Annotated in this window: 24 protein-coding genes; 11 read left to right on the forward strand and 13 right to left on the reverse strand. The window is 49.4% G+C overall.

Annotated elements, in window-relative coordinates; genetic code table 11:
* Positions 1 to 6: 6 nt before the first annotated feature.
* Entirely contained in the window at positions 7 to 612 is a 606-nt protein-coding gene (locus WG68_RS06105; protein ID WP_046556779.1) for a YjaG family protein, read from the forward strand.
* Between the two features lie 90 nt (positions 613 to 702).
* Here WG68_RS06105 and WG68_RS06110 read toward each other — a convergent pair whose 3' ends face one another.
* On the reverse strand, positions 703 to 1,530 hold the full coding sequence (locus WG68_RS06110) for a nidogen-like domain-containing protein (RefSeq protein WP_046556780.1): 828 nt from the start codon (positions 1,528 to 1,530) through the stop codon (positions 703 to 705).
* 136 nt (positions 1,531 to 1,666) lie between these two features.
* A complete protein-coding gene (gene rsmD, locus WG68_RS06115) occupies positions 1,667 to 2,260 on the reverse strand; it encodes a 16S rRNA (guanine(966)-N(2))-methyltransferase RsmD (protein WP_046556781.1) in 594 nt (197 codons plus the stop codon).
* 81 nt (positions 2,261 to 2,341) lie between these two features.
* On the opposite strand from rsmD, the gene ftsY reads away from it, so the two are divergent.
* The 4 genes from ftsY (at position 2,342) to rpoH (ending at position 6,177) form a co-directional block, all read left to right on the forward strand.
* Positions 2,342 to 3,526, forward strand: a complete 1,185-nt coding sequence (gene ftsY / locus WG68_RS06120; RefSeq protein WP_046556782.1) for a signal recognition particle-docking protein FtsY — start codon at positions 2,342 to 2,344, stop codon at positions 3,524 to 3,526.
* Between the two features lie 2 nt (positions 3,527 to 3,528).
* On the forward strand, positions 3,529 to 4,212 hold the full coding sequence (ftsE, locus tag WG68_RS06125; RefSeq protein ID WP_046556783.1) for a cell division ATP-binding protein FtsE: 684 nt from the start codon (positions 3,529 to 3,531) through the stop codon (positions 4,210 to 4,212).
* Entirely contained in the window at positions 4,209 to 5,189 is a 981-nt protein-coding gene (gene ftsX / locus WG68_RS06130; protein WP_046556784.1) for a permease-like cell division protein FtsX, read from the forward strand. The genes ftsE and ftsX overlap by 4 nt, the downstream gene beginning before the upstream one ends.
* 127 nt (positions 5,190 to 5,316) lie before the next feature.
* Positions 5,317 to 6,177 (forward strand): RNA polymerase sigma factor RpoH, encoded by an 861-nt coding sequence (rpoH, locus tag WG68_RS06135; protein ID WP_046556785.1) that lies wholly within the window; start codon positions 5,317 to 5,319, stop codon positions 6,175 to 6,177.
* A 62-nt stretch (positions 6,178 to 6,239) separates the two neighbouring features.
* Here rpoH and WG68_RS06140 read toward each other — a convergent pair whose 3' ends face one another.
* The 3 genes from WG68_RS06140 to gpmM all read right to left on the reverse strand — a co-directional run bounded on the left by WG68_RS06140 (position 6,240) and on the right by gpmM (position 9,846).
* On the reverse strand, positions 6,240 to 7,013 hold the full coding sequence (locus tag WG68_RS06140) for a divergent polysaccharide deacetylase family protein (RefSeq protein ID WP_046556786.1): 774 nt from the start codon (positions 7,011 to 7,013) through the stop codon (positions 6,240 to 6,242).
* A 108-nt stretch (positions 7,014 to 7,121) separates the two neighbouring features.
* Entirely contained in the window at positions 7,122 to 8,285 is a 1,164-nt protein-coding gene (locus WG68_RS06145) for a murein hydrolase activator EnvC family protein (protein ID WP_046556787.1), read from the reverse strand.
* Positions 8,286 to 8,295: 10 nt separating this feature from the next.
* The gene (gene gpmM, locus WG68_RS06150; RefSeq protein ID WP_046556788.1) at positions 8,296 to 9,846 is read right to left on the reverse strand and encodes a 2,3-bisphosphoglycerate-independent phosphoglycerate mutase; all 1,551 of its coding nucleotides are present in this window, start codon (positions 9,844 to 9,846) and stop codon (positions 8,296 to 8,298) included.
* 163 nt (positions 9,847 to 10,009) lie between these two features.
* On the opposite strand from gpmM, the gene WG68_RS06155 reads away from it, so the two are divergent.
* Genes WG68_RS06155 through gpsA form a run of 4 tightly spaced genes read left to right on the forward strand, consistent with a single transcriptional unit; the run spans position 10,010 to position 12,230 of the window.
* On the forward strand, positions 10,010 to 10,444 hold the full coding sequence (locus WG68_RS06155; protein ID WP_046556789.1) for a rhodanese-like domain-containing protein: 435 nt from the start codon (positions 10,010 to 10,012) through the stop codon (positions 10,442 to 10,444).
* Positions 10,445 to 10,446: 2 nt separating this feature from the next.
* Positions 10,447 to 10,704, forward strand: a complete 258-nt coding sequence (gene grxC / locus WG68_RS06160) for a glutaredoxin 3 (RefSeq protein ID WP_046556790.1) — start codon at positions 10,447 to 10,449, stop codon at positions 10,702 to 10,704.
* Positions 10,705 to 10,723: 19 nt separating this feature from the next.
* Positions 10,724 to 11,218, forward strand: coding sequence for a protein-export chaperone SecB (gene secB / locus WG68_RS06165; protein WP_046556791.1), 495 nt, complete (start codon positions 10,724 to 10,726; stop codon positions 11,216 to 11,218).
* Between the two features lie 4 nt (positions 11,219 to 11,222).
* Positions 11,223 to 12,230 (forward strand): NAD(P)H-dependent glycerol-3-phosphate dehydrogenase, encoded by a 1,008-nt coding sequence (gene gpsA / locus WG68_RS06170; protein ID WP_046556792.1) that lies wholly within the window; start codon positions 11,223 to 11,225, stop codon positions 12,228 to 12,230.
* Here the strand turns inward: gpsA and WG68_RS06175 are convergent.
* Positions 12,223 to 14,088: a putative bifunctional diguanylate cyclase/phosphodiesterase gene (locus WG68_RS06175; protein ID WP_046556793.1), complete on the reverse strand. Its 1,866-nt coding sequence runs from the start codon at positions 14,086 to 14,088 to the stop codon at positions 12,223 to 12,225. The genes gpsA and WG68_RS06175 overlap by 8 nt on opposite strands.
* A 168-nt stretch (positions 14,089 to 14,256) precedes the next feature.
* On the opposite strand from WG68_RS06175, the gene WG68_RS06180 reads away from it, so the two are divergent.
* Positions 14,257 to 14,721, forward strand: coding sequence for a tRNA (cytidine(34)-2'-O)-methyltransferase (locus tag WG68_RS06180; protein ID WP_046556794.1), 465 nt, complete (start codon positions 14,257 to 14,259; stop codon positions 14,719 to 14,721).
* 20 nt (positions 14,722 to 14,741) lie between these two features.
* Here WG68_RS06180 and WG68_RS06185 read toward each other — a convergent pair whose 3' ends face one another.
* Genes WG68_RS06185 through WG68_RS06195 form a run of 3 tightly spaced genes read right to left on the reverse strand, consistent with a single transcriptional unit; the run spans position 14,742 to position 17,811 of the window.
* Positions 14,742 to 15,737, reverse strand: a complete 996-nt coding sequence (locus WG68_RS06185) for an alpha/beta fold hydrolase (RefSeq protein WP_052748986.1) — start codon at positions 15,735 to 15,737, stop codon at positions 14,742 to 14,744.
* Positions 15,734 to 17,116, reverse strand: a complete 1,383-nt coding sequence (locus WG68_RS06190; protein ID WP_152663042.1) for an ATP-binding protein — start codon at positions 17,114 to 17,116, stop codon at positions 15,734 to 15,736. The genes WG68_RS06185 and WG68_RS06190 overlap by 4 nt, the downstream gene beginning before the upstream one ends.
* A complete protein-coding gene (locus WG68_RS06195; protein WP_046556795.1) occupies positions 17,116 to 17,811 on the reverse strand; it encodes a response regulator transcription factor in 696 nt (231 codons plus the stop codon). The genes WG68_RS06190 and WG68_RS06195 overlap by 1 nt, the downstream gene beginning before the upstream one ends.
* Before the next feature lie 131 nt (positions 17,812 to 17,942).
* Between WG68_RS06195 and WG68_RS06200 the strand changes: the two genes are divergently transcribed.
* Positions 17,943 to 18,416: a Spy/CpxP family protein refolding chaperone gene (locus WG68_RS06200; RefSeq protein ID WP_083981809.1), complete on the forward strand. Its 474-nt coding sequence runs from the start codon at positions 17,943 to 17,945 to the stop codon at positions 18,414 to 18,416.
* A gap of 5 nt (positions 18,417 to 18,421) precedes the next feature.
* Here WG68_RS06200 and glnG read toward each other — a convergent pair whose 3' ends face one another.
* From glnG to glnA, 4 genes are all read right to left on the reverse strand, one after another.
* Complete coding sequence (glnG, locus tag WG68_RS06205; RefSeq protein ID WP_046556797.1) at positions 18,422 to 19,831, reverse strand: nitrogen regulation protein NR(I); 1,410 nt, start codon at positions 19,829 to 19,831, stop codon at positions 18,422 to 18,424.
* Positions 19,832 to 19,835: 4 nt separating this feature from the next.
* A complete protein-coding gene (gene glnL / locus WG68_RS06210) occupies positions 19,836 to 20,900 on the reverse strand; it encodes a nitrogen regulation protein NR(II) (RefSeq protein ID WP_083981813.1) in 1,065 nt (354 codons plus the stop codon).
* An 81-nt stretch (positions 20,901 to 20,981) separates the two neighbouring features.
* Positions 20,982 to 21,497 carry a DUF4124 domain-containing protein gene (locus WG68_RS06215; protein ID WP_046556798.1) on the reverse strand — a complete coding sequence of 172 codons (516 nt, stop codon included), beginning with the start codon at positions 21,495 to 21,497 and terminating at the stop codon, positions 20,982 to 20,984.
* 118 nt (positions 21,498 to 21,615) lie between these two features.
* Entirely contained in the window at positions 21,616 to 23,025 is a 1,410-nt protein-coding gene (glnA, locus tag WG68_RS06220) for a glutamate--ammonia ligase (RefSeq protein ID WP_046556799.1), read from the reverse strand.
* Positions 23,026 to 23,259 lie beyond the last annotated feature (234 nt).

The following is a 23,259-nucleotide window of genomic DNA, read 5'->3' on the forward strand; positions in this document are numbered from 1 at the left end:
AGCGGTATGAAACAAAAAGCAAACAACTTTCAGTTGATGCGTGAACTGGGGTTCTACCAACAGGCTGCCATTGCAGCCTGTTTGCTTGAACGGATGTTGCCAAATTATCAATTGTTTAGTGAAGTAAGTGAGTTTGGCGACGGTGCAGCACTGCGCCATATGCTGGATTTAAGCTGGGAATGGTTAACTGTGAAAAAAGCGAAAATTAACTTTCCGCGGCTGGCTGAAGAATTGGAACCGTTGATCCCAGAAGTGAATCATTTTGACATGTTTGGCGTGTACCCGGCGGTAGATTGTGCGACTGCACTGGATGCGATGTTTAATGGCATTAGTCAGCAAGATAGCAGCGAGTTTATTAATGTCGCAAAAATATCGCAGGCCACAGTAGCCCGGTTGATTGAATATCAGGCAGAAAATGACGACATCACCAGTGAGAACGAGCTGAAAAAGTTGGTGCGGGATCATCCGCTAATGGCTTATGAAATGGATTGTCTGGCAGAACTGATTGAGCTGGTAAGTGCTATGCAGCAAATAGAACGTGCGCAAATGCTGCAGTTAAAAGCCTGGGTACAACAGCAAGGCCTGACGAATCTGGGAATGGAATTGGTTTAAGTATAGTTCTATTGCCGTTTAACACTGAAAAGCAAAAGGCCTGCAATAATTGCAGGCCTTTTATTATCAACAATGTTGATAATAGTAAGCTTAGCGTTTCAGTCTGCGACGCACGCCAGCTACTAACAGTAAACCTAAACCGAATAAAGCTAAACTCTGAGCTTCAGGCACGCTGGTTGGCGGTACCACAACGATTGCACCGTTACGGGCATTAAAGATATAGCGACCATCAAAACCGCTATTTAAACGGTTGCTGATTAACGCATTGCTGCCACCGTCTAAAAATGCACCATTAACGGCAGAGCCTGCCAGTTCAAAAAAGCTGCCAGCGGCGCCGGTACCGTTTGAAAAGCCAGCACGGGCTGAATCACCACCTAAACCGTTAGCATCGCTGTTGCTGGCGGTGCCGGCTTCCCATTGAATTTGGCTGTAATTAAAAATAATATCAAAATCACCAGCGTTCACATCAGAGCGATCTACCAGCAACAGCTGAAAGCTATTGCGATTAGTATGAGCTACATTACTAGAGAAATAATCTACATTTAGCCAGTTGACGCCAAAGGCTAACATACCTTCAAATGAACCCACGCCGTAAGTCACCGGATCACCGGCATTGCGGGTATCTACATCGGCAAAGAATGGTGCAATAATTTGCTGGCCGGTCGAGGTCAGGTCAAACGGCGTATAAGTAGATAAAGCCGAGTCAAAAGTGACGTTGCCGTTGTTATTTACAAATAACTGGCTGAATGTCAGGCCAAAAAAGTTAACATTAAAGCCAATATTTACCGCACCTGTTGAGCCGTCATCGTTTGGCGCAAGCGTTGCTGCGTTAAAACCGGGTTCAATGATACTGGCATTGCTGGCAAAGGCGGTGGTCAGCGTTAACAGAGCAGCCAGCGCAACATTCTTTATTTTCATTATAGTTAAGTCCTTTTTTATACAGTAACGTTATTAAGTCATAAGTCTATCAGCAAAAAATGTGCCAATGGCTTATCTTTTGATTTTATTGATTTAAATCTTATTTAGTTACTGTGTGTGTAAAAAAAACTGACGCCTATGCTGGCGCAGACCACAGTCTGTAAGCCAGTTGGCCGGCAATTTTTTCTTTTAACAGGCGCCAGTTGGCGGGGATGTCGGTAATGGCCAGTTCCTTTTCCGTTTCAAGATAAATCAATGCGTTTGGGCTAAGCCAGCCATTAGCTGCCAGTAACTGACAACAGGGAATAGCCAGTTGCTGGCGAAAGGGCGGGTCAACCAGCACTATCTGATACTGCCGGGTTGCCGGCTGCGCCAGAAAGCGCAGACAATCGGCATTAATCACCTCTGCCTGGCTGACGTTTAAACTGCTCAGCAAGGCTTGTAACCTTTTGGCTTGCGCGGCGTCTTTTTCAATCAGGCTGGCGTAGCTGGCATAGCGGGATAACGCCTCAAAAGCTAAAGCTCCAGAGCCACTGAAGCAATCCAGTACGGTGCTGTCGGTGATATCATGCATCAGCCAGTTAAACAGGGTTTCTTTTACCCGGTCCGTGGTGGGGCGCAGGCCAATAATGTCGCTAACGGGGAGTTTTCTGCCACGCCATTGGCCGCTGATGATCCTGACAAAGCCTGGCTGGCCACGCTTATTGCCGGCGGTTTTCGGTTGTTTCATCGTTTCCGTTTTGCCTGTCAGTTAAAGGTGATAGTATTAGCAGCAATTTTATCCTGAATAACGCCTTAGACACAAAAGCTTATGACAAAACAGAAAAATCTTTTCTCCTGGCTTGGCCTGGGTAAAAAAACAACTGAGCCGGCTGAATCTGTATCTGATGCCGCTACACCGCCTGTTACGTCGGAAACTGATGCCGCAACCGGGCAGGCAACTGAAACCGCAACGGCGCCAGCGAGTGGGCAGCCAGAACAACAACCAGCCGCCACCCTGTCAGCCCCAGTTGCAGGTCAGCCTGCTGCGACAGAGGCTGCAGTTAAACCGTTGCCGGAGTCACCAGCTAAAAAAGCAGGATTTTTCAGCAGGTTAAGGTATGGGTTATCAAAAACCAGTCAGAACCTGGGGGATGGCCTGGCCGGTTTATTCAGTGGCAAAAAAATTGATGACGAGTTGTATGAAGAGCTGGAAACCCAGCTGCTGATGGCTGATGTGGGGATGGATACTACCCAGAAGCTGATAACGCAGCTGACGCAGCATGCTAATCGTAAAGCGTTAAAAGATGCCGATTTGTTGTTTAAACAGTTACAGCAGGATATGGCAACTTTACTGGCCAGGGTAGAGCAACCGTTGATTGCCAGCAACCCAGCGGGGCCTTTTGTTATTCTGATGGTTGGGGTTAACGGTGTGGGTAAAACCACGACTATTGGCAAGATGGCCCAGCAATTCAGGCAGCAAGGTAAATCGGTGATGTTAGCTGCGGGTGATACGTTTCGAGCCGCGGCGGTTGAGCAATTGCAGGTTTGGGGTGAGCGCAATGCGATTCCAGTGATAGCTCAGCATACTGGCGCAGACAGTGCGTCGGTCATTTTTGATGCCTATCAGGCAGCAAAAGCCCGCAAAGTGGATATTCTGATTGCCGATACCGCAGGGCGGCTGCAAAACAAAGCGCATTTAATGGAAGAGCTGAAAAAGATTGTCAGGGTGCTACAGAAAATTGATGGCGCAGCGCCGCATGAAGTGATGCTAACCCTGGATGCTGGCACCGGCCAGAACGCGCTAAGTCAGGCTAAGTTATTCAACGAAGCGGTGCCACTGACAGGGATAACCCTGACCAAACTGGATGGTACAGCCAAAGGTGGTGTTATTTTTGCCATCGCCAACCAGTTTACGGTACCTATCCGCTATATTGGCGTCGGCGAGGCGATTGACGATTTACGCCAATTCAACAGCCAGGATTTTATTAAAGCCTTATTTAGTAAGGAACACTAACCATGTTGCAGTTTGATCAGGTCAGTAAAAGCTATCCGGGTGGTTTTGTGGCTCTGGATCGCATTAGTTTCCGGCTGGAAAAGGGCGAGATGGCGTTTCTTACCGGCCATTCCGGTGCGGGTAAAAGCACCCTGCTAAAACTGATTAGCCTGATTGAGCGTCCCAGTGCGGGCCGGGTACTGATTAATGACATTGAGCTCAGTCGGATCCGGCGCAGTCAGATCCCCTATGTTCGGCGCGATGTTGGCATTATCTTTCAGAACCACCGCCTGTTAATGAATCATACGGTGTTTGACAATGTTGCGTTACCGCTGGTGATTGAAGGTTTCACCGGCAAAGAGATGGTGAAGCGAGTACATGCCGCGCTGGATAAAGTGGGCTTACTTGATAAAGTACGTTGCTTACCGGCAACCCTCTCTGGTGGTGAGCAGCAACGGGTGGGTATTGCCCGTGCGGTGGTAAATAAACCGCCGTTATTATTGGCCGATGAGCCTACCGGTAACCTGGACCCTGATTTATCAAAAGATACCATGCGTGTTTTTGAAGCCTTTAATCAGGTTGGAGTGTCGGTACTGGTGGCAACGCACGACCTGGGGCTGGTAGCCAGAATGAAATACCGGACACTGACACTGAAGCAAGGCCGGATGATTAACGATGGTTTGTTGCAATATCAGGAGCCGGTATGAGTATTTTGTTTACCGGGCGGGCGACCGGTGCTGCCGCTAAAAAAATTAGCTTGCTACGCCGCTTTATCATGTTCTGGCTTAACCATGTTCGCCAGGCCATTGCCAGTCTTGGCGAACTGTGGCGCACGCCTTCCGCCTCTTTCTTAACCATAGCGGTACTGGGTGTCAGTTTAACCTTGCCGGCGACCTTACATTTGCTGGTGAAAAACATGCAGCAGATCAGCAGCAGTTTTACCCAGGCAGCCGAAATAAGCTTATATGTCCGGGATAATGTTCCGGCGAATCAGGTACAGAGTCTGGTAACCATTTTGCAGGCTGACCAGGATATCGCTCAGGTTATTTTTGTCAGTAAACAGCAGGCGATGGCTGAGTTCCAGCAAATATCCGGCTTTGGTGCGGCCCTTAATTATCTGGATACGAATCCTTTACCAGATCTGATCCGGGTGCTACCGAAAAACACCGCAGCTCAGGCAGCAGAGTCGCTGCTACAAAGACTGAGTAGCGAGCGGATAGTGGAGTTTGCCAAATTAGATATCGACTGGTTAACCCGGCTTAATGCCATTGTCAGCATGTTACAACAGGCGGTGGCAATTATTGCGTTGCTGCTGTTAAGTGCGGTGTTGTTGATTATTGGCAATACCATACGTTTATCTATCATGAATAAGAAAGACGAAATTGAAGTGATGAAGCTGGTCGGGGCAACCGATGCTTTTATTCAGCGACCTTTTTTGTATACCGGTGTTTGGTTTGGCATCTTTGGCGGCTTGTTAGCCTTTCTGGTAGTCGAGATGATGCTGTGGTGGTTGCAAAGCGCCATCAGCAATGTCACTGCCCTGTACCAAAGCGATTTTAGCTTGCAGGCCATGAGTTTCAGTGAATTTATTGGTCTATTGTTAATTGCGGTATTGCTGGGCCTGACAGGTTCTTACTTGTCAGTACGCCGACATATCAGCGCCATTGAGCCTACCGGCCCTTAATAACTATTAATTATTAAATCCTACTTTTTAGAATAACCGGATCTTAAAAATGATTGATCGACAATTAGCACTCTCTCGTAAAGAGTGCTAATATGGTCTCATTCGATTGAAACAGGATTGGCAAATTATGACAACTAAAGCAGACAAAGCAGAGTTTATGCCGCTTACCGTCGCAGCCAGCGGCAGCCTTGAGGCCTATACTCATGCTGTTAGCACCATCCCGATGTTAACTGCTGAGCAGGAGCGCAGCCTGGCTGAGCGGTTGCAGCAAGATGGCGACCTGACCGCTGCCCGGCAGTTAATTATGTCGCATTTACGCTTTGTAGTGCATATTGCCCGCAGCTACTCTGGCTATGGCCTGCCAATAAGCGATCTGGTGCAGGAAGGTAATATCGGCTTGATGAAAGCGGTTAAGCGCTTTGACCCGACAGTCGGCGTGCGTTTAGTGTCTTTTGCCGTGCATTGGATTAAAGCTGAAATTCACGAGTACGTGCTGAAAAACTGGCGTATTGTGAAAATTGCCACCACTAAAGCGCAACGCAAGTTATTCTTTAATCTACGTAAAGCCAAAAAGCATCTGGGCTGGTTTAACCAGGACGAAGTTAAGCATGTGGCTGAATCTTTAGGTGTGGCCGAGCATGAAGTGCGGGAAATGGAATCCCGGATGAGCAATTATGATATGCCTTTTGATGCCCCGGATGAAGATGACGATGCCGCTTTCACCGCGCCGGTATATTACCTGCAGGACAAGGCGTCTGATCTGGCGATTCAGGTTGAGGATGAACAATGGGATACGGCAGCAGCCGACCGACTGCAAGCTGCTATGCGTACTCTGGATGATCGCAGCCAGGATATCGTGCGTGCGCGCTGGCTGGACAATAACAAGTTAACCTTGCAGGAGTTGGCCGACCGTTATCAGGTATCGGCTGAGAGAGTCAGGCAGCTTGAAAAAAATGCCATGAAGAAACTGCACTCTGCCCTGAGTTAATGTGTTAAGCCGAAATGAAAAAACCTGCTGCGGCAGGTTTTTTTGTGCTCCGGAGTTAGGGATTATTGCGGTGCAGAAATTGCAGGTGCGGTAAAACCTGCGGCAACCACATGATGCTCTTGTGGTAACAAAGCAGAGATACTAACCAGTTCTACTCCATGCCGGGTAAGCAGTGGCAGGTTCTTTTTCAGGAACTCGTATGTTTGCGGATAAGGGTGACCAATGGCGATAGCCACCTGATGCCGTTTGGCAATCTGCAGTAATTGTTGAAACTGGCGCTGCATGGCCGCTTCTGACAAATCATTATCTAAAAATACATGGCGACTTAAACTGGCGACCCCATATTGCCGCGCATATAAACGGGCTTTGCTTTGCGGAGTAGTCAGGCTGTCAACAAAAAACAGCTGGCGTTGGCGCAGGTACTCCATGGTCCAGGCCATCGGTTTATCCAGCTCGGTATACAGGCTGCCCATATGATTATTGACCCCGATAGCATACGGAATATCTGCCAACGCCTGTTGCAAGGCATCCCGCACTTGTTGCCGGTTCATATTGCGGGTTAAGGCGCCAGGTCCCAGGCTTTTACTGTGATTAGCCTCCATCGGCATATGCAGCATCACATCTTTTTGCTGAGAAAACGCCAGCTGCGCAGATTTTTGTCCATAAGGTGTATAGGGTAGTACTGATAGGGTAAGAGAGTACGGCAAGGCAACCATCTGCAAATCAGTTTTCTGATAGCCGATGTCATCAATGATAATGGCAATGCGCGGCTTTGCTGCCAGCGCTTCAGCGCTTAGCAAGGCAGACAGCACCAGCCCAAATAGTGTTATACGCACGCGGTTATTATTCCTGTTTAGCCGTTTTTTCTGCCGCTAATAAGCAAGGCAAATTGTCCTGTTATTCTGGTTATATTGGCGTATGCGAACGGCGGGGGCAAGATATTTTTAGCCGCGGTTTGCGCTAAGCCAGGGCAGCGGGTTAACCGCATCGCCTTTCTCCCGGATCTCAAAATACAAGCCAGCACTTGCCTGGCCACCACTCATACCCACCAGGGCGATGGTCTCTCCGGCAATAATTTGCTCGCCCGGTTGCTTCAAAATGTTCTGATTATGGCCATACAGGCTCATAAAGCCTTCACCATGATCTAATACGATTACCCAGCCATAGCCTTTTAACCAGTCGGCATAGATCACTCTGCCATCGGCAATGGCCTGCACCGGATTACCTTCCCGCCCCTGGATCAAAATGCCGCGGGAACGCATACCACCTTGCCTGCTTTCGCCAAAACCATGCAATAAAGTACCATTTAGCGGCCAGCGCAATTTACCTTTATTTGCCGTCAGTCCCAGCAATTCGCGGCTGCGCTCTGCCAATGCCCGCAATTGGTCTATGGTGTTTTGTAAACTACTTTCGTTCTGGCGTAAGTAGCTTAATTGGTTGCCTTGCTCTTTCAGCAGCCCTTGCAACTGATTCACTGCTTGTTGCTGCTCTGTTTTCACTGCCAGCAGCTGTTGCTGTTGTTGTTGCTGCGCCAGCAGGGTGCTTTGTAATTGCTGCTGCTGCTCTGTCAGCTGCCGTTCAACCTGCTCCAGCTCTAAAACCGTTTTATTAATCTCTGCCAGTTGTTTTACCCTGGCCCGGTTGAAATACTGATAGTAGGTGAGGGCACGTTCCAGTTTGCCAACATCCTGCTGGTTTAGCAGCAACCGGGTATAGTCATGCTGACCCAGACTATAAGCACTTTTTAATTGCGCGGCTAACATGTCTTGCTGGCGCGCAAGCTCAGCATGCAGTTGCTGTTGCCGGACATTTAATGCTTCGCCCCGCTGTTCAATACTGGCCAGTTGTTGTTCGGTTTCACGTAATTGCCCGGATGCCCTGGCCAGTGCACGGTCTGACTGCTGCAGCTGTTGCTCCGCTTTAGTCAGCTGTTGCTGTTGTCGTTTTAACTGCCGTTCGGTGGCTTTTATCTGTTGTTGTACCTGCTCCAGCTCTTGTTGCTGTTTGTTTTGCTGGCGAGCCGTTGCCGGCATGGCACATAACATACAGCACAACAGCAACAACCGTAGAGGAAGTTGATAAGTGGTATTGAGTAAGCAACGTTTCATCAGGGCCCGGTTAATCTTGTTGCAGCTGCATCAGGACTTTACCGGTCATTTCTGGCGGTTTTGGCAGGCCTAGCAGCTGTAGCATAGTGGGCGCGATATCACTTAAAATACCGCCAGCAATCGCGGTGGCGGGCCGGCCAACGTAAATCAGTGGCACCGGGCCACTGGTGTGAGCGGTATGCGCCTGACCTGAACTGACATCCTGCATCATTTCAACGTTACCGTGATCGGCAGTTATCAAGCACTCGCCACCTACCTGCTGCAAAGCAGCAACAACGCGGCCAACACAGTGATCGACTGCTTCTACAGCTTGAACAGCAGCTGCCATAATGCCGGTATGGCCAACCATATCGCCATTGGGATAGTTGCAAATTATCACATCATAGTCACCGCTATGAATGGCAGCGACCAGTTTGTCCGTCAGTTCGGCAGAACTCATTTCCGGTTGTAAATCGTAGGTGGCAACAGCTGGTGAAGGCACTAAAATCCGACTTTCGCCAGCAAACTCGGTTTCACGGCCACCACTAAAGAAGAACGTGACATGGGCATACTTTTCTGTTTCTGAAATGCGCAACTGGGTTTTATTGTGCTTCGCCAGCCATTCACCCAGCACATTATTCAGAGCCTGGGGCGGGTAAGCACAGGGGGCATTAATATCTGCTGCATATTCAGTCAGCATCACAAAACTGCTGAGTTTTGGCTGGTGTTGCCGGCTAAAACCATCAAAATCCGGGTCGACAAAGGCGCGGCTGAATTGGCGGGCCCGGTCGGCCCGAAAGTTCATAAATATTAAGGCGTCGCCATCGTGCATCTGCACCGGCTGGCCGTTACTGCCGACAATTGCAGTGGCCTGCACAAATTCATCATTCTCGTCACGCTGATAAGCATTATGCAATGCCGTTAGCGCATCAGCGGCGTTGTATTTCGCCTTACCCTGAACCAGTAAGTCGTACGCTTGCTGTACTCTGTCCCAGCGTTTGTCACGATCCATGGCAAAGTAGCGGCCTATTACTGAGGCAATCTGGCCGGAGCCGGTCCTGGCAAAGTGTTGCTGAATTTTGGTTAGCGATGTTTCTGCGCTCCGTGGTGGCGTATCGCGGCCATCTAAAAATGCATGCAGATAAATCGGGCTGGCGCCTTGTTGCTCGGCCAGTTTAATCATCGCCAGGATATGGTCTTCATGGCTATGCACGCCGCCATCGGACAATAAGCCCATAATATGTACAGCTTTGCCCAGACTGTTGGCTTTTGCTACGGCGCTGACTAAGGTTGGATTCTGGAAAAAGTCGCCATCGGCAATCGCTTTGGTTATCCGGGTGAAATCCTGATACACCACACGGCCTGACCCGAGGTTAACATGGCCAACTTCGGAGTTCCCCATCTGACCATCAGGCAGGCCAACATCAAGACCTGAACCTGAGATTAAACTGTGTGGGTACTCCTGCCACAGCTTATCCATAACGGGGGTATTGGCCTGAGCTATAGCGTTGTTGTCAGTTTGTTCGCGATATCCCCAGCCATCAAGAATTAATAACACTAGGGGCTTTTTGGGATGACTCATACTGACTCCGGTTTTGATTTAACAGAACATTTAAGCAAGAGGAGTATCTTACCGCTTTTTCTAACTTTCTCCAGTCCGGATTGGCCGTTTTAGGGCTGCTTTCTTAGAACAAAATCGTTATACTCAGGCCACTTTAATTGGTTCAGAGTAAGAATTGATCGCTATGGCGCAGTATATTGAGTTTGTCACAAATCACCCTTTGCTGAGTTTGGCCTGGGTTATTATTGTTTTTCTGATTATCGGCGGATGGTTAAAAGCCCGTTTTTCAGCCATTAAACAGATATCACCAACCGAATTAACCATGCTGGTAAATCGTCAGGACGGTGTGGTGCTGGATATTCGCAGTGAAGACGATTTTAAGAAGGGCCATATTGCCGGTGCTCGTCAATTATCAGCCAGCCAAATTACTGAGCAAAAATTGGCGGGGCTTGAAAAGCAAAAAGATGCTCCCATTATTGTGGTATGCCAGGCGGGAGTCAGCGCACAGAAAAGTGCAGCCGCGTTGACAAAGCAAGGATTTACCAAGGTCGCCGTATTACAGGGTGGAATGGGAGCCTGGACCAGTGCCAGCTTGCCGGTAGTTAAGATAAAGAGGTAAACATGGCAGAAGTAGTCATTTACACCAAGGCCTATTGTCCTTATTGTGTTCGCGCTAAGTCGTTACTGGATCAAGAACAGGTGGCTTATCAGGAAGTGAAAATTGATGAGCAGCCAGAGCGCCGGGCTGAAATGATTGAAAAAGCCAACGGCCGTTCAACCGTACCGCAAATTTTTATCGGTACGACCCACATTGGTGGATGCGATGATATGTTCGCGCTGTATTCAGCCGGCAAACTCGATTCACTGTTAACTGCATAACTTAAATTAGGAATTATTCATGGCCGAACAACAGGCAAACGGTGTTGCAAACGAGCAACAAGCACAGGGCTTACAATTTGCTATTCAGCGCATTTTTGTCAAAGACATTTCTTTTGAAGCGCCAAACGCCCCGGCAATTTTTCGCAAAGAATGGAAGCCGGAAGTTAAACTGGATTTAGATACTCGCAGCGAAAAAGTAGAAGACGGGGTTTATCAGGTCACGTTGTCTCTTACCGTCACTACTATGGTTGGTGAAGAAACCGCATTTTTGTGTGAAGTACAGCAGGCCGGTATTTTCTCAATTGGTGAGCTGGAAGAAACCCAGCTGGCGCACATGTTAGCGGCGTTTTGCCCGAATATTTTGTTCCCGTATGCCCGTGAAGCAGTATCAAGCCTGGTTAACCGTGGTACTTTCCCGCAGCTGAATCTGGCGCCCGTGAATTTCGATGCCTTATTTGCCCAGTACTTGCAAAAACGTCAGGCCGAAGGCCAGGCCGTAAAAGCTGACGCTTAATTCAATGGATAGCGCCGCAATTGCCGTGTTAGGGGCGGGGTCTTATGGCACCGCCCTTGCTATTTGTCTTGCCCGCAATGGCAACGCTATTAATTTATGGGGTCGTAACAACCAAGACATTGAACAGATGCAGCAACAGCGCTGCAATCAAAAGTATCTGCCTGATATCCGCTTACCAGAAAGCCTGAGCGTGAGTGCGGATTTAGCTGCTGTGGTGCAAAGTAGCCGCGATATACTGCTGGTGGTGCCCAGTCATGCATTCGCAGATACCTTAAAACAAATTAAACCTCTGCTAAATTCCAATGCCAGAGTAGCCTGGGCCACCAAAGGCCTGGAGCCGGAAAGCGGTCGCTTATTACAAGACGTCGCCCGCGATATTTTGGGCGAAGACGTTGCGCTGGCGGTGTTGTCGGGCCCCACCTTTGCTAAAGAGATGGCAGCGGGTATGCCTACAGCAATAACCCTGTCGTCGGTAGATCAGGACTTTATTAAGCAACTGTCTGATTTGCTGCACTGTGCGAAAAGTTTTCGGGTTTATACCAACCCCGACTTTATCGGCGTACAGTTGGGCGGCGCCGTAAAAAATGTGATTGCCATTGGCGCCGGCATGGCAGACGGTATTGGCTTTGGTGCCAACGCCAGAACGGCATTGATTACCCGGGGCCTGGCTGAGATGAGCCGGCTAGGTTGTGCGCTCGGTGCCCAGAAAGATACCTTTATGGGCATGGCTGGCTTAGGTGATTTAGTGCTTACCTGCACTGATAATCAGTCCAGAAACCGTCGTTTCGGGTTGTTTTTGGGGCAGGGTAAGTCTGTAGACGAGGCAATGGCAAGCATTGGCCAGGTAGTAGAGGGTTATCGCAACGCCAAAGAAGTATTTAACCTGGCTCAGCGTGTTGGTATTGAAATGCCTATCTGCGAGCAAATATACCAGGTGCTGTACCAGCATAAAGACGTTAAGCTGGCTGCAGTTGATCTACTCGGTCGGGAAAAACGCGATGAAGTTAGTTAGCCGCTTTTTTCAATAATTTACTTTCTCTTGCCAGCAGTGCCGGTATTTCACTGGCTGGCAGCGCCTTGCTGAAAAGATTGCCCTGTAATTTATCACAACCCATTACATGTAACAGGTAAGCCTGCATTTCGCTATCGATACCACTGGCAGTAACTTCCAGCTGTAAGTATCCGGCCAATCGAATCAAGCTGGCGGTGATGTTGCGTTGTTGCTCTTTCTGCTCCATCTGATTAATTAAACTGCGGGCAATTTTTACCGCATCCAATGGTAACTCACGTAACGCTGTTAATGATGAAATGCCATCGCCAAAATTATCCATTAACAGCGCAAAACCAAGCTCACGTAACTTACTAAGCTTAGTGGATAGTTCTGCTGTGCTTTGCTGAAAAATGCGCTGATCCAGTTCCAGGGTAAAATGGCTGGCTTGTTGCTTATGTTGCTCCAGGCAGTTGCTGAGGTAATCGATAAAATCAGCTTGCTGAAAATGTTGCTCTGAAATATTCAATGCTAGCCGGCCGCGCAGTTGGTCGGTTTTTAACCAGTGCTGTACCTGCTGGCAGCACTGGCGAAATACTTTACGATCTAACGCCACTATCATACTGCTTTGTTCTGCCAGCGCCAGAAAGCTGTGTGGCAACATGATTCCCCGTTTTGGATTATGCCAGCGCAGTAGGGCTTCATAACCCACAACCCTGTTACTACTGATGCTCAGCTGGGGTTGGAAATAAACAATAAAGTCATCTTGTTCCAGACTGTTACTCAGTTCAGCTTGGAGTGTTAAGTACTCGGTGGCCTGTTGTTGCGATTTGCTGTCAGCAAAGCAGAAGTTATTCGCGCTCACTTTCGCTGCTGTTTGCACTGCCCGTTCAGCGCTATGCATAATGGTTTGCGGGTCTGCTCCATCCAAAGGAAAATGACTGACGCCAATACTGGCATACACCTGGCCAGAGTCGCCGGAGATATTAAGCTGACTGAGCAGCAGAAAAACCTGATGAGCAAGCTGGTTCAGGCTCAGTGCTGGCGGAGGGTGACACAAATGGGGTGCTACCAAAATAGCAAAGCTGTCTGAGCTGTAGCGTGCAATGGTAAATTGCGGCGCAATTGCCTGACGCAGGGCCCTGGCAGTATCGGCTATTCGCTCGGCACTATTTTGCTGTACAGCAGGCGATCCGTGCTGGAGTAATGAGGTGATTTTAATCAGAAGCAGGGCTGTCGTCGGAAACAGCGGTGTGCAACAGGCAATGTTATTTGCCAGTTGCTCGACCAGCATCACCCGGTTAGGTAAGTTGGTTAAGGGGTCATGAGTAAGGTTATTCAGCTGTTGTTGATCTGCTCTTTTACGTTCGGTAATATCCTGAGCTACCAACAAATAGCGTGCGGCCGGCCAGGCATTATTCTCGCTTTGGGTAATGGTTAAGCTAACGGCCAGTAAGTCTTGTTTGAACTGCCACCACACTTCACCCTGCCAGCTTTGCTGTTGTTGCAACACGCGCTGAATATCCGGCCAGGCCGCTTGCCTGGCTGTGGCATCAAAGTACATATTGTGACAAAGATTATGTTGCTGCGTGAGTTGCAATAGCGGGCTACTGGCCAGTAACAGCTGGCAATCGTCGTCTAACACGGCGACCAGCGCATTGGTATCCGTCAGCAGTTGGCGTAAGGCGGTTTTTTGCTGTCGCTGGTTATTCATTTGCTGCTGTAAGCGCCACCAGCCAATAACACCTGCAATAATAACACCCGTAGAAAATGCCACTAGCAGTGCAGAAAAAGGATTAGCAGACAGCCCATTAGTGACAGCTGCCTGAGCCGTAAAGGCCAGCAATAGGGCGAAAAAACACAGCCAACCTATAAGTGGCATACCAGAAACGTCCTTGTAATATACATAATACCGCCTAAATATAGCTGGCCTTGCCACCTTTAAGCAAATTAAATGCTGATAATTTCACCAGCGCAGGGTAATTAACATCTTTCGCTCGGCGGGTACAAGGTGTAAATTAAGCCCTTTTGCTGAGCTGGCGTGTCCCTTATGTTTCATATTGCATTATTTGAACCGAAAATAGCGCCTAATACCGGCAATATTATTCGTCTTGCGGCAAATACTGGCTGCAAGCTACATATTATTGAACCGATGGGGTTTGATTTTGAAGAAAAGAAGCTGCGCCGTGCCGGGCTGGATTATCACGATTTAGCCAATGTAAGCCGATACCCTGACTATGCTGCTTTTAGCGCCGCGATGGCAGGTAAGCGCATCCTTGCCCTAACCACTAAAGGCAGTAAACCGTATCAACAGCAGCGGTTTCAAGCAGATGATATCTTATTGTTCGGTTCAGAAACTGCTGGTTTACCCGAGACAGTTCGCGACAGTCTTGCACCTGAGTTGCGGTTGCGGCTGCCGATGCAACCCGGGGCGCGCAGCCTGAACCTGGCAAACACTGTGGCAATTGTGTGTTACGAAGCCTGGCGGCAACATGATTTTGCCGGTGGCGTTTAACCTGGATAAAGCAATACAGGTTATGAAGTAAGGCCTGCCAAAAACGTATTGACCGCCGTTACAGCCTGCTGGCGGATGGCATCCTGCTCCAGCCAGATTTCATGGTGTGCGCCAGCCACAGTGGTCTGCTGTTTATATAAGGTAGCAGGCAGGTGGCTAAACCAGCTGTTTTGCGCGCTGTTGCTGACAATCAGATCATCTGCGGCCTGCAGCAGTAATACCGGTATATTAAATGCAGCTGCTTGTTGTTGGATCAATGCCATTGTTATGATGGCCTGAGTTAACCAGCCCCAGCTGACGCCACCAAGCTGAGCTGCAGGGTAGCGCTGGTACAGCTGCCCAATCCACTGATAGCGTGCATGGCTATGGGTGATTCTATTGTCAGCAAAGGGCTTTTCCAGATAGTGGCTTTGTCCGGGGAAATACTGCTTGGCGCTTCGTTTCAGCTTGGTTCTGAGCCAACCATAGCCAGCTACCAGTTGGCTGGTAAAACGTGAAGGTATTTTGCCAGTGCGGATGCCAAACATGGGTGAGCAAAATATTGCCGCTGCAAAAGGATGCGGATACTGCTGTAAATAGCGACAGCTTATAGCAGCGCCCATTGAGTGCGCCAGTAGCAGGTGTTGCTGATGGCCAAAAGGCTCGACTATCTGAGTAACAAATTGTTTGAAATCCGTGACGTAATCCTGAAAGTCTGCGACATAACCCAGATGTGGATCAGTGTGTAAGCGTGCTGACAACCCCTGGCCGCGATGGTCGAGAATAAAAACGCTGTAGCCAGCAGCGATAAACTCCTGCATCAACTCAATGTACTTTACCGCCATCTCCATGCGGCCCGTGCTGATAACGACCGCCTGCGCCTTGTTGCCGGTCAGGTAATAACTATAGCTGAGACGGGTTTGGTCGCTGCTATACAAATGACCATGTTCAAAGCTTAGCCATAACGGCAGCAGCTGCTGTTGCCAGCGGGCATTAAGAGACGCTTCGGCCATATTGGCCACTAAGGGGGGCATCATGTTGGTTGGTGCTCCTCTGGCGAAGCGGTTATGGGTAGCCATACTTGCACACATAAACCAGGTTCAGCATTTATTGCCTGCACGCGGCCGTTATGCTGGCGCACTATCTGTGCAACGATAGCCAGTCCCAGACCTGTGCCGCCGGTTTGTTGCGTCCGGCTATCACTGACCCGGTAGAATGGCTGAAATACTGCCGCGAGCTCAGCCTCCGGCAGGCCAGGTCCCTGATCACAAACCTGCAACAGTACAGCTTGCGGTTGCTGCTGAATGCTCAGTTGAATGGTACTGTGCAAGGGGCTGTATTTTATGGCATTACGCAGGATATTTTCGATAGCCCGACTGAGCAGCCGGCCATCAGCATCCAGCCATACTTCGCCGGGAGCCGCCAGTAGCAGCTGTTGTTGTTTGGCATCAGATTCAACCCGGTTCAGTTCCAGCAACTCGTTGATCATGGTACTCAGTTCACAGGATTCGATATCCAGTTGATATTGCCCGGCATCCAGTCGGCTAAACGTCAGTAACTCGTCCAGCATTACATCTATCCGCTCCAGTTCTTGTTTTAACCTGGGGAGTTGTTGCAGATTCTGCTGTTGTTCAGTCAACCCCAGCGCTAACTGAGCGCGGGTCAGCGGCGAGCGTAATTCATGCGAAATATCGCGCAGTAAGCGTTGCTGATTTTGCAATAAGTTACTGATCCGTTCAGCCATGGTGTTGAAGCTACGACCCAGCTGACCCAACTCATCGCGCCGCCTTGCCAATTTGCTCACCCGGCTTTCCAGTTTGCCAGAAGCAAAAGCCAGATTTTGTTGCAACAATTCGCGCAGTGGTTTTGAGATAGAGATAGCCAGAATAAAGCTGGCGGTAGCCGAAATGGCCAATAACAGTAATATTAACACTGGCTCTGACAGCGCCCGCAGGCTCCACCATTGCTGCGGTGGCCGTTGCCGTTGCTGATAAAGAGCCAGCTGCTGGCCTGCAATATCAATCACAAAAGGCCCCGCCAGATAAACATTACGATGGCGCAGCAACCGAGGCCGGTTCAGTTGCGCCAATTCAGTTAACCAGTTTGGATCGAAACGGGCAGGCAGGATTTCCGGATTAAGCAATTGCTGATCGCTATTATTGACAACCAGCCAGCGGCTGCGTTTATCTTGCGCCAGTTGCGCTAACAAACTGGCGCTATCCTGGCTCTCTGCCAGCGCAGCTAACTGGCTGTGCAATTGTTTAGTGATAGAGGTGGGTAGACGGCGGATTTCGGTTGGTTCGCTCAGGCTGCGGGAAATCAACAGGGTTAACATGACCGTTAAAATCAGCACCAGCCAGAACCAGACGAAAATCCTGCCGGCCAGTGAATTAAAAGGGTTTAACCAGCGCAGCATTAATGAGTTCCTGTCAGAAATAGATAGCCACTACCGCGCAGTGTTTGAATTTTTTCATCTGCAGTGAACGGGTGCAATTTTTTGCGGATATTACTGATATGCATATCCAGGCTTCGATCATACAACTGCAAACGCCGACCCAGCACTTGCTGGCTGAGGGTTTCTTTACTGACTATTTGTCCGGCATGGCGCATTAGTATCTCCAGCAACTGAAACTCGGTTGCGGTCAGGCTAACTGGCTGTTGCTGACAGCGCACCTGGCGGTTTTGTGGGTTTAATTCCACCTGATTCAGTATTAACGGCGACATTGGCTGATTAGTGTCGTGTTGTGCCAGCTCTACCCGGCGCAAGATAGCCTTAACCCGGGCTTGTAATTCACGCGGGTTAAACGGTTTGGCTAAATAGTCATCGGCACCCAGCTCCAGCCCGACTATCCGGTCGATATCTTCACCTCGGGCGGTCAGCATCAACACCGGGCAATTGTTATCGTGGCGTAATGCCTTTAACAAGCTAAGCCCGTCCATGCCGGGCAGCATCACATCCAGCAGGATCAGCTGATACTGCCCACTTTTTGCCTGGGCCAGCCCACTGACTCCATCATGTACCATATCGAACTGATAGCCATCCATTGCCAGATAATCAGCAACCAGCTGACACAATTCAATATCGTCATCAATCATTAAGATTGCAGCCATAAGCTCTCCTTTTTGTGCAGTGTATCCAGAGTCAGCATGGCTGGCACCGTCTTTACTGAACCTTTACCTGCGCTTTGCGTTGCTTTGCATTTCAGGCGTTATGCTGTACAGGTCATAACCACGGAGTATAAATGATGAAAGCAACGATAGTAATGTTAACGGCCGCCTGCCTGATGCTGCTAAGCAGTAATGCCATCGCCGGGCATCATAGCAAGCCTGAAAGGGCAGGCAAGTCTTATCAGATGCAAGGTGCTGGTTATATATCACAGAAAATGCTTGCAGGTATTGAACTTAGCAGCGAACAGCAACGGCAGCTACAACAACTGATTGCCGAGCACCGGGCTGAACAACCGAAACGCCAGCGTGCCAACGCCGAGCGCGGGGCGCTGCGCCAGATGTTGCAAGCTGATTATTTTGATGAGACTGCTGTCACCGAACTGGTGCAACGTCAACAGCAGCAACAGCTGGCTCAGCGAGTTGCTCAGTTAAAATTACGCCACCAGGTTTACCAGCTACTGACTTCAGAGCAGCGCGAGCAAATGGTAAACCAGCAGCAACATCATAAACAAAAATGGCAGCTAAAACGGCAAGCCACGCCAAGCTGATACGGTTATTCGATATCCAGCTCTTTGAGTTTACGTGTCAAGGTATTGCGGCCCCAGCCTAGACAGCGGGCCGCTTCCTGTTTGTGGCCGCGGGTAAAGTGCAGTGCCTGCTGCAACACAATGCGCTCGAAAGCCGGGCTGGCTTCTGCCAGAATATTCTGCTCTCCGGCAGCCAGCTTGTCTTCCACCCAACTGGCCAGCTGGCTTTGCCAGTCACCGTTTACCTCGGCGCTATTTTTCAGGTTGCTTTTTGCCGGCTGTGAGAGTTCTGGCGGCATGTCGGCTACCACAATATGTTTGCCACTGGCCATCACGGTGAGCCAACGACAGCTGTTTTCCAGTTGCCGAACATTGCCGGGCCAGTCCAGCAGGCTTAAAAACTGCTCGGCTTCTTTGCTCAGGGTTTTTGCTTCTACATTTAACTCTTTGGCGGCTTGCTGCAAAAAGTGCTGAGCCAGTTTAGCAATATCCTGCTTGCGGTCTTTCAAGGGGGGCAAATGCACCCGGATCACATTCAACCGATGGAATAAATCTTCCCGGAACTTGCCATCCTGCGCCAGTTGCTCCAGGTTTTGGTGCGTGGCGGCGATGATCCTGACATCGACAGTCACCGCCTGATGGCCGCCGACCCGGTAAAACTGACCATCCGCCAGCACCCGCAGTAAACGGGTTTGCACATCCAGCGGCATATCACCAATTTCATCTAAAAATAAGGTACCGCCATCGGCTTGTTCAAAGCGGCCTTTGCGCAAATTATTGGCGCCGGTAAAAGCGCCTTTTTCATGGCCAAACAGCTCTGATTCAATCAGATCTTTTGGAATGGCCGCCATGTTCAGCGCAATAAAAGGCTGCTCTGAACGCGGGCTATGTTTGTGCAGTGCCCGGGCGACCAGTTCTTTGCCGGTACCGGACTGGCCATTAATTAATACACTGATACTGGAGCGGGCCAGCCGGCCAATGGCCCGGAACACCTCCTGCATCGCCGGGGCTTCACCAATAATTTCCGGCGTAATGCTGACAACCTGCGGCTTTTGTTTGGCCTGCTGGCTGTGGCTATGCTGTAAGGCGCGGCTGATCAAGGCTACGGCATCATTCACGTCAAAGGGTTTTGGCAGATATTCGAAGGCACCACGTTTAAAAGCATTAACCGCACTATCCAGATCCGAGTGCGCTGTCATAATAATAACCGGCAGTTCCGGCGCCAATGTTTGCAGTTTGGCCAGAAGGGCCATGCCATCAGTGCCAGGCATTCTGATATCGGATACCACTACCGCAGGTTGTTCATATTCCAGTCGTTGTAGCATTAAGTCTGCCGAGGCAAAGCTTTCGCACTGAATGTCTGCTCGGGCCAGCGCCTTTTCTAACACCCAGCGTATTGAGTTGTCGTCGTCGATAATCCAGACGGTATCACTCATCGCGTTAATCCTCCGTGTCTGAGATAGGCAAATATAATGTAAATTCAGTTTGGCCAGGCCAGCTGTCACAGTCTATCCAACCACCATGTTGATGAATAAGGGTTTGGGCAATGGACAGGCCAAGGCCAGTGCCACCGGCTTTGCCGCTGACCATTGGGTAAAATAAGGTATCTTTAATGTCGGGCGGAATGCCGGGGCCGTTGTCGATCACCTTAATAAAAGCCACCAGTTTGTAGCGTTTACCATTAAGGGTATGTTGATGCAAAATCCGACTTTGCAGGCAAATCGCACCTTCGTCGGCCAGCACTTGCTGGGCATTGCGCACGATGTTGAGCAACGCTTGCTCCAGTAGTTCAGGGTCAAAGCTGAAGTCAGGAATGCTGGGGTCATAGTCGCGACTAAAACGGGCCTTACCCGGATTGTCCATTTGTGCCAGTTGTAACACCTGTTCTACTACCTGGTGCAGGTTAGCGCTGACTTTCTGCGGCGGCCGGTAGGGCCCCAGTAAGCGGTCGACCAGATTACGCAAGCGGTCGGCCTGGGCGATAATTAACTGAGTATATTCTTTTTGCTCATCATCCAGCGATTCTTCCAGTAGTTGTGCCGCTCCGCGCAGGCCACCTAACGGGTTTTTGATTTCATGAGCCAGGCCGCGAATAAGCTCGCGGGCAGCCAGATGCTGGTGTTGCTGCAGACTTTCCATGCTGATCTTCCGCTGTTGATCAACCTGGCGCAGTTCAAGCAACAGATGATCAGCGGGTTGTTCACTCACGGTCAGGGCAATATCCAGTAGCATGTGTCTGCCATCAAGCAGCACCGCCTGCACATCACTGACACTAAAGCCCTGTTTACTGGCAAGGGCTGCTGTTAAATGACTGGCTTTAATGTCCAGATGTTGAAACAACCCCGGAAAATATTGTGCTGTTAAACGTTTCTCACCTAAACCCAACACTGCACAACAGGCAGTATTGAAATAGCGCAGCATCAAATCGCTGTCAAGCAGCAGCACTGCTGTGGTGAGCTGCCCGGCAAGGGCAATAAAATCAGGTCGTTTGCTTTGGGTTGTCACACTGCCACCTCTGTTGCACCACATTAGTGCAGGTGACTGGCAGTGTAATCGGTTTTTAGCCGAAATACAGCCGTAGCTGCCCTAATTGGGGTTAATTACCGACGCTCTGTGAAGATAGAAGGTTGTGACAGGACTGGTTGCAATAAGCTTGCCGCTTTGATCAAATAATTCCATTTGTAATTTATGCTCGCCGCGATGAATATCCCGCAGAATAAAAGTGGCTTTATTTTGCGGCTCGCTTAGTGGCGTGCCATCAACCACTAGCCGCACCTGCAGGCCACGTTGAAACATGGGGGTGATCCGGCCGGAAACATAAACTGAGCCAGTGTTATCGCGCACTGTACCATTGTTCTCAGGCTGGGTTATTTCGATCTTAAAGGGTTCAACAGCTGCCGGTGCCCTGCTGGGCATGTTGGTGCTGGTCGATTCCATAATATTGGGGCGGCTGGTCAGGTTGATTTCTTCAGCGCCGGCTTGCGGACTGTCTGAGAATACCAGCACACCATTGGCATCTTTAGTGACAAAAATACGCTTTTCCTGCGCCTGCAATGGCAGCATGATTAAAATGAAAGTTAATAAAAACAGTAACTTATTCATGTGCTTGTCAAATCCATTTATGTTAATTTTAATTATTATCACCACACTTTAGCGTGCTTTAATAAAGAATTCTACAAAAAAAAGGCCCACCAAGGTGGGCCTTTCAGGCAAGCGTGGTTTACACGCTGTAATACAGTTCAAACTCGAGCGGATGCACAGCGACTGACACGCGACGTGATTCAGCACGTTTAATGGCAATATAGGCATCAATCATAGCGTCAGACATAACGCCGCCTTTAGTGAAGATAGCGCGGTTTTTATCCAGTTCGTCCATCGCCTGATCTAATGATGTACACACCTGTGGAATGTTCGCCGCTTCTTCTGCTGGTAAATCGTATAAATCTTTATCCATGGCATCGCCAGGATGAATTTTATTTTGAATACCATCTAAACCGGCCATTAACTGGGCGGTGAACGCCAGGTAAGGGTTAGCTGCCGGATCCGGGAAGCGGCATTCAATCCGGCGCGCCTTGGCACTGGGTACCAATGGAATACGGATAGAGGCTGAGCGGTTGCGGGCAGAATAGGCCAGCATCACCGGCGCTTCATAGTGCGGAACTAAGCGCTTATAAGAGTTGGTTGACGGGTTGGTAAAGGCGTTCAGCGCCTTAGCATGCTTGATAATGCCACCGATATAATACAGCGCCAGTTCTGATAAGCCGGCGTATTTATCACCGGCAAACAGGTTAACGCCGTCTTTAGCCAGTGACTGGTGACAGTGCATACCTGAACCATTGTCGCCAACCAGAGGTTTAGGCATAAAGGTCGCCGTTTTGCCGTACAGGTGGGCAACGTTATGAATAACGTACTTTAACTGTTGTACTTCATCCGCTTTTTTGGTCAGGGTATTAAAGCGGGTGGCGATTTCGTTCTGGCCAGCGGTAGCCACTTCGTGGTGGTGCGCTTCCACGACCTGGCCCATTTCTTCCAGTACCATACACATGGCACTACGAATATCATGGCCTGAGTCTACTGGCGGTAAAGGAAAGTAGCCGCCTTTCACGCCTGGGCGGTGGCCTTTGTTACCATCTTCATATGCAGTGCCTGAGTTCCAGGCCCCTTCAGTTGAGTTAATTTTAAAGAACGAGCTGGCCATAGTGGTTTCAAAGCGGATGTCGTCGAACATAAAAAATTCTGGCTCAGGGCCAAATAACACTGTGTCGGCAATCCCCGTTGATTTTAAATATTCTTCAGCGCGTTTGGCGATAGAGCGTGGGTCGCGGTCATAGCCCTGCATGGTGCTCGGTTCAATCACGTCACAGGTAATATTTAATGTCGTTTCTTCAAAAAATGGGTCAAGTACTGCCGTGCTCGGATCTGGCAGCAGGATCATGTCTGAATCATTAATACCTTTCCAGCCAGTAATAGACGAGCCATCAAACATTTTGCCGTCTTCAAACATGTCCTCAGTGACCTGGCTTACCGGAATACTGACATGCTGCTCTTTACCTTTAGTATCAGTAAAACGCAGATCGACAAATTTAACGTCATTTTCTTTAATTAGTTTTAATACTTCCAATGCAGACATGCATTCCTCCAATTGACCCGATTTGAACACTGAATTAGTGATTGCCCTGTTAAATGCCAGATATATGCCAACATAAAACAGCTTTGATTTTATTAGCTTAATTAATAATCTGTGGTGAGTCGACTACCGCCTAGCACCAAATTGGTGCCAGGTTGCTCTTTTTTGGTGCGCCACATTCGTAGCCAAGTGTAGCTGAGTTTTCAGTCTTGATTGAAAAAAAACCGTTAATCCACG

It is taken from the genome of Arsukibacterium ikkense, from assembly GCF_000987775.1.
In the GTDB taxonomy this organism is placed as follows: domain Bacteria; phylum Pseudomonadota; class Gammaproteobacteria; order Enterobacterales; family Alteromonadaceae; genus Alishewanella; species Alishewanella ikkense.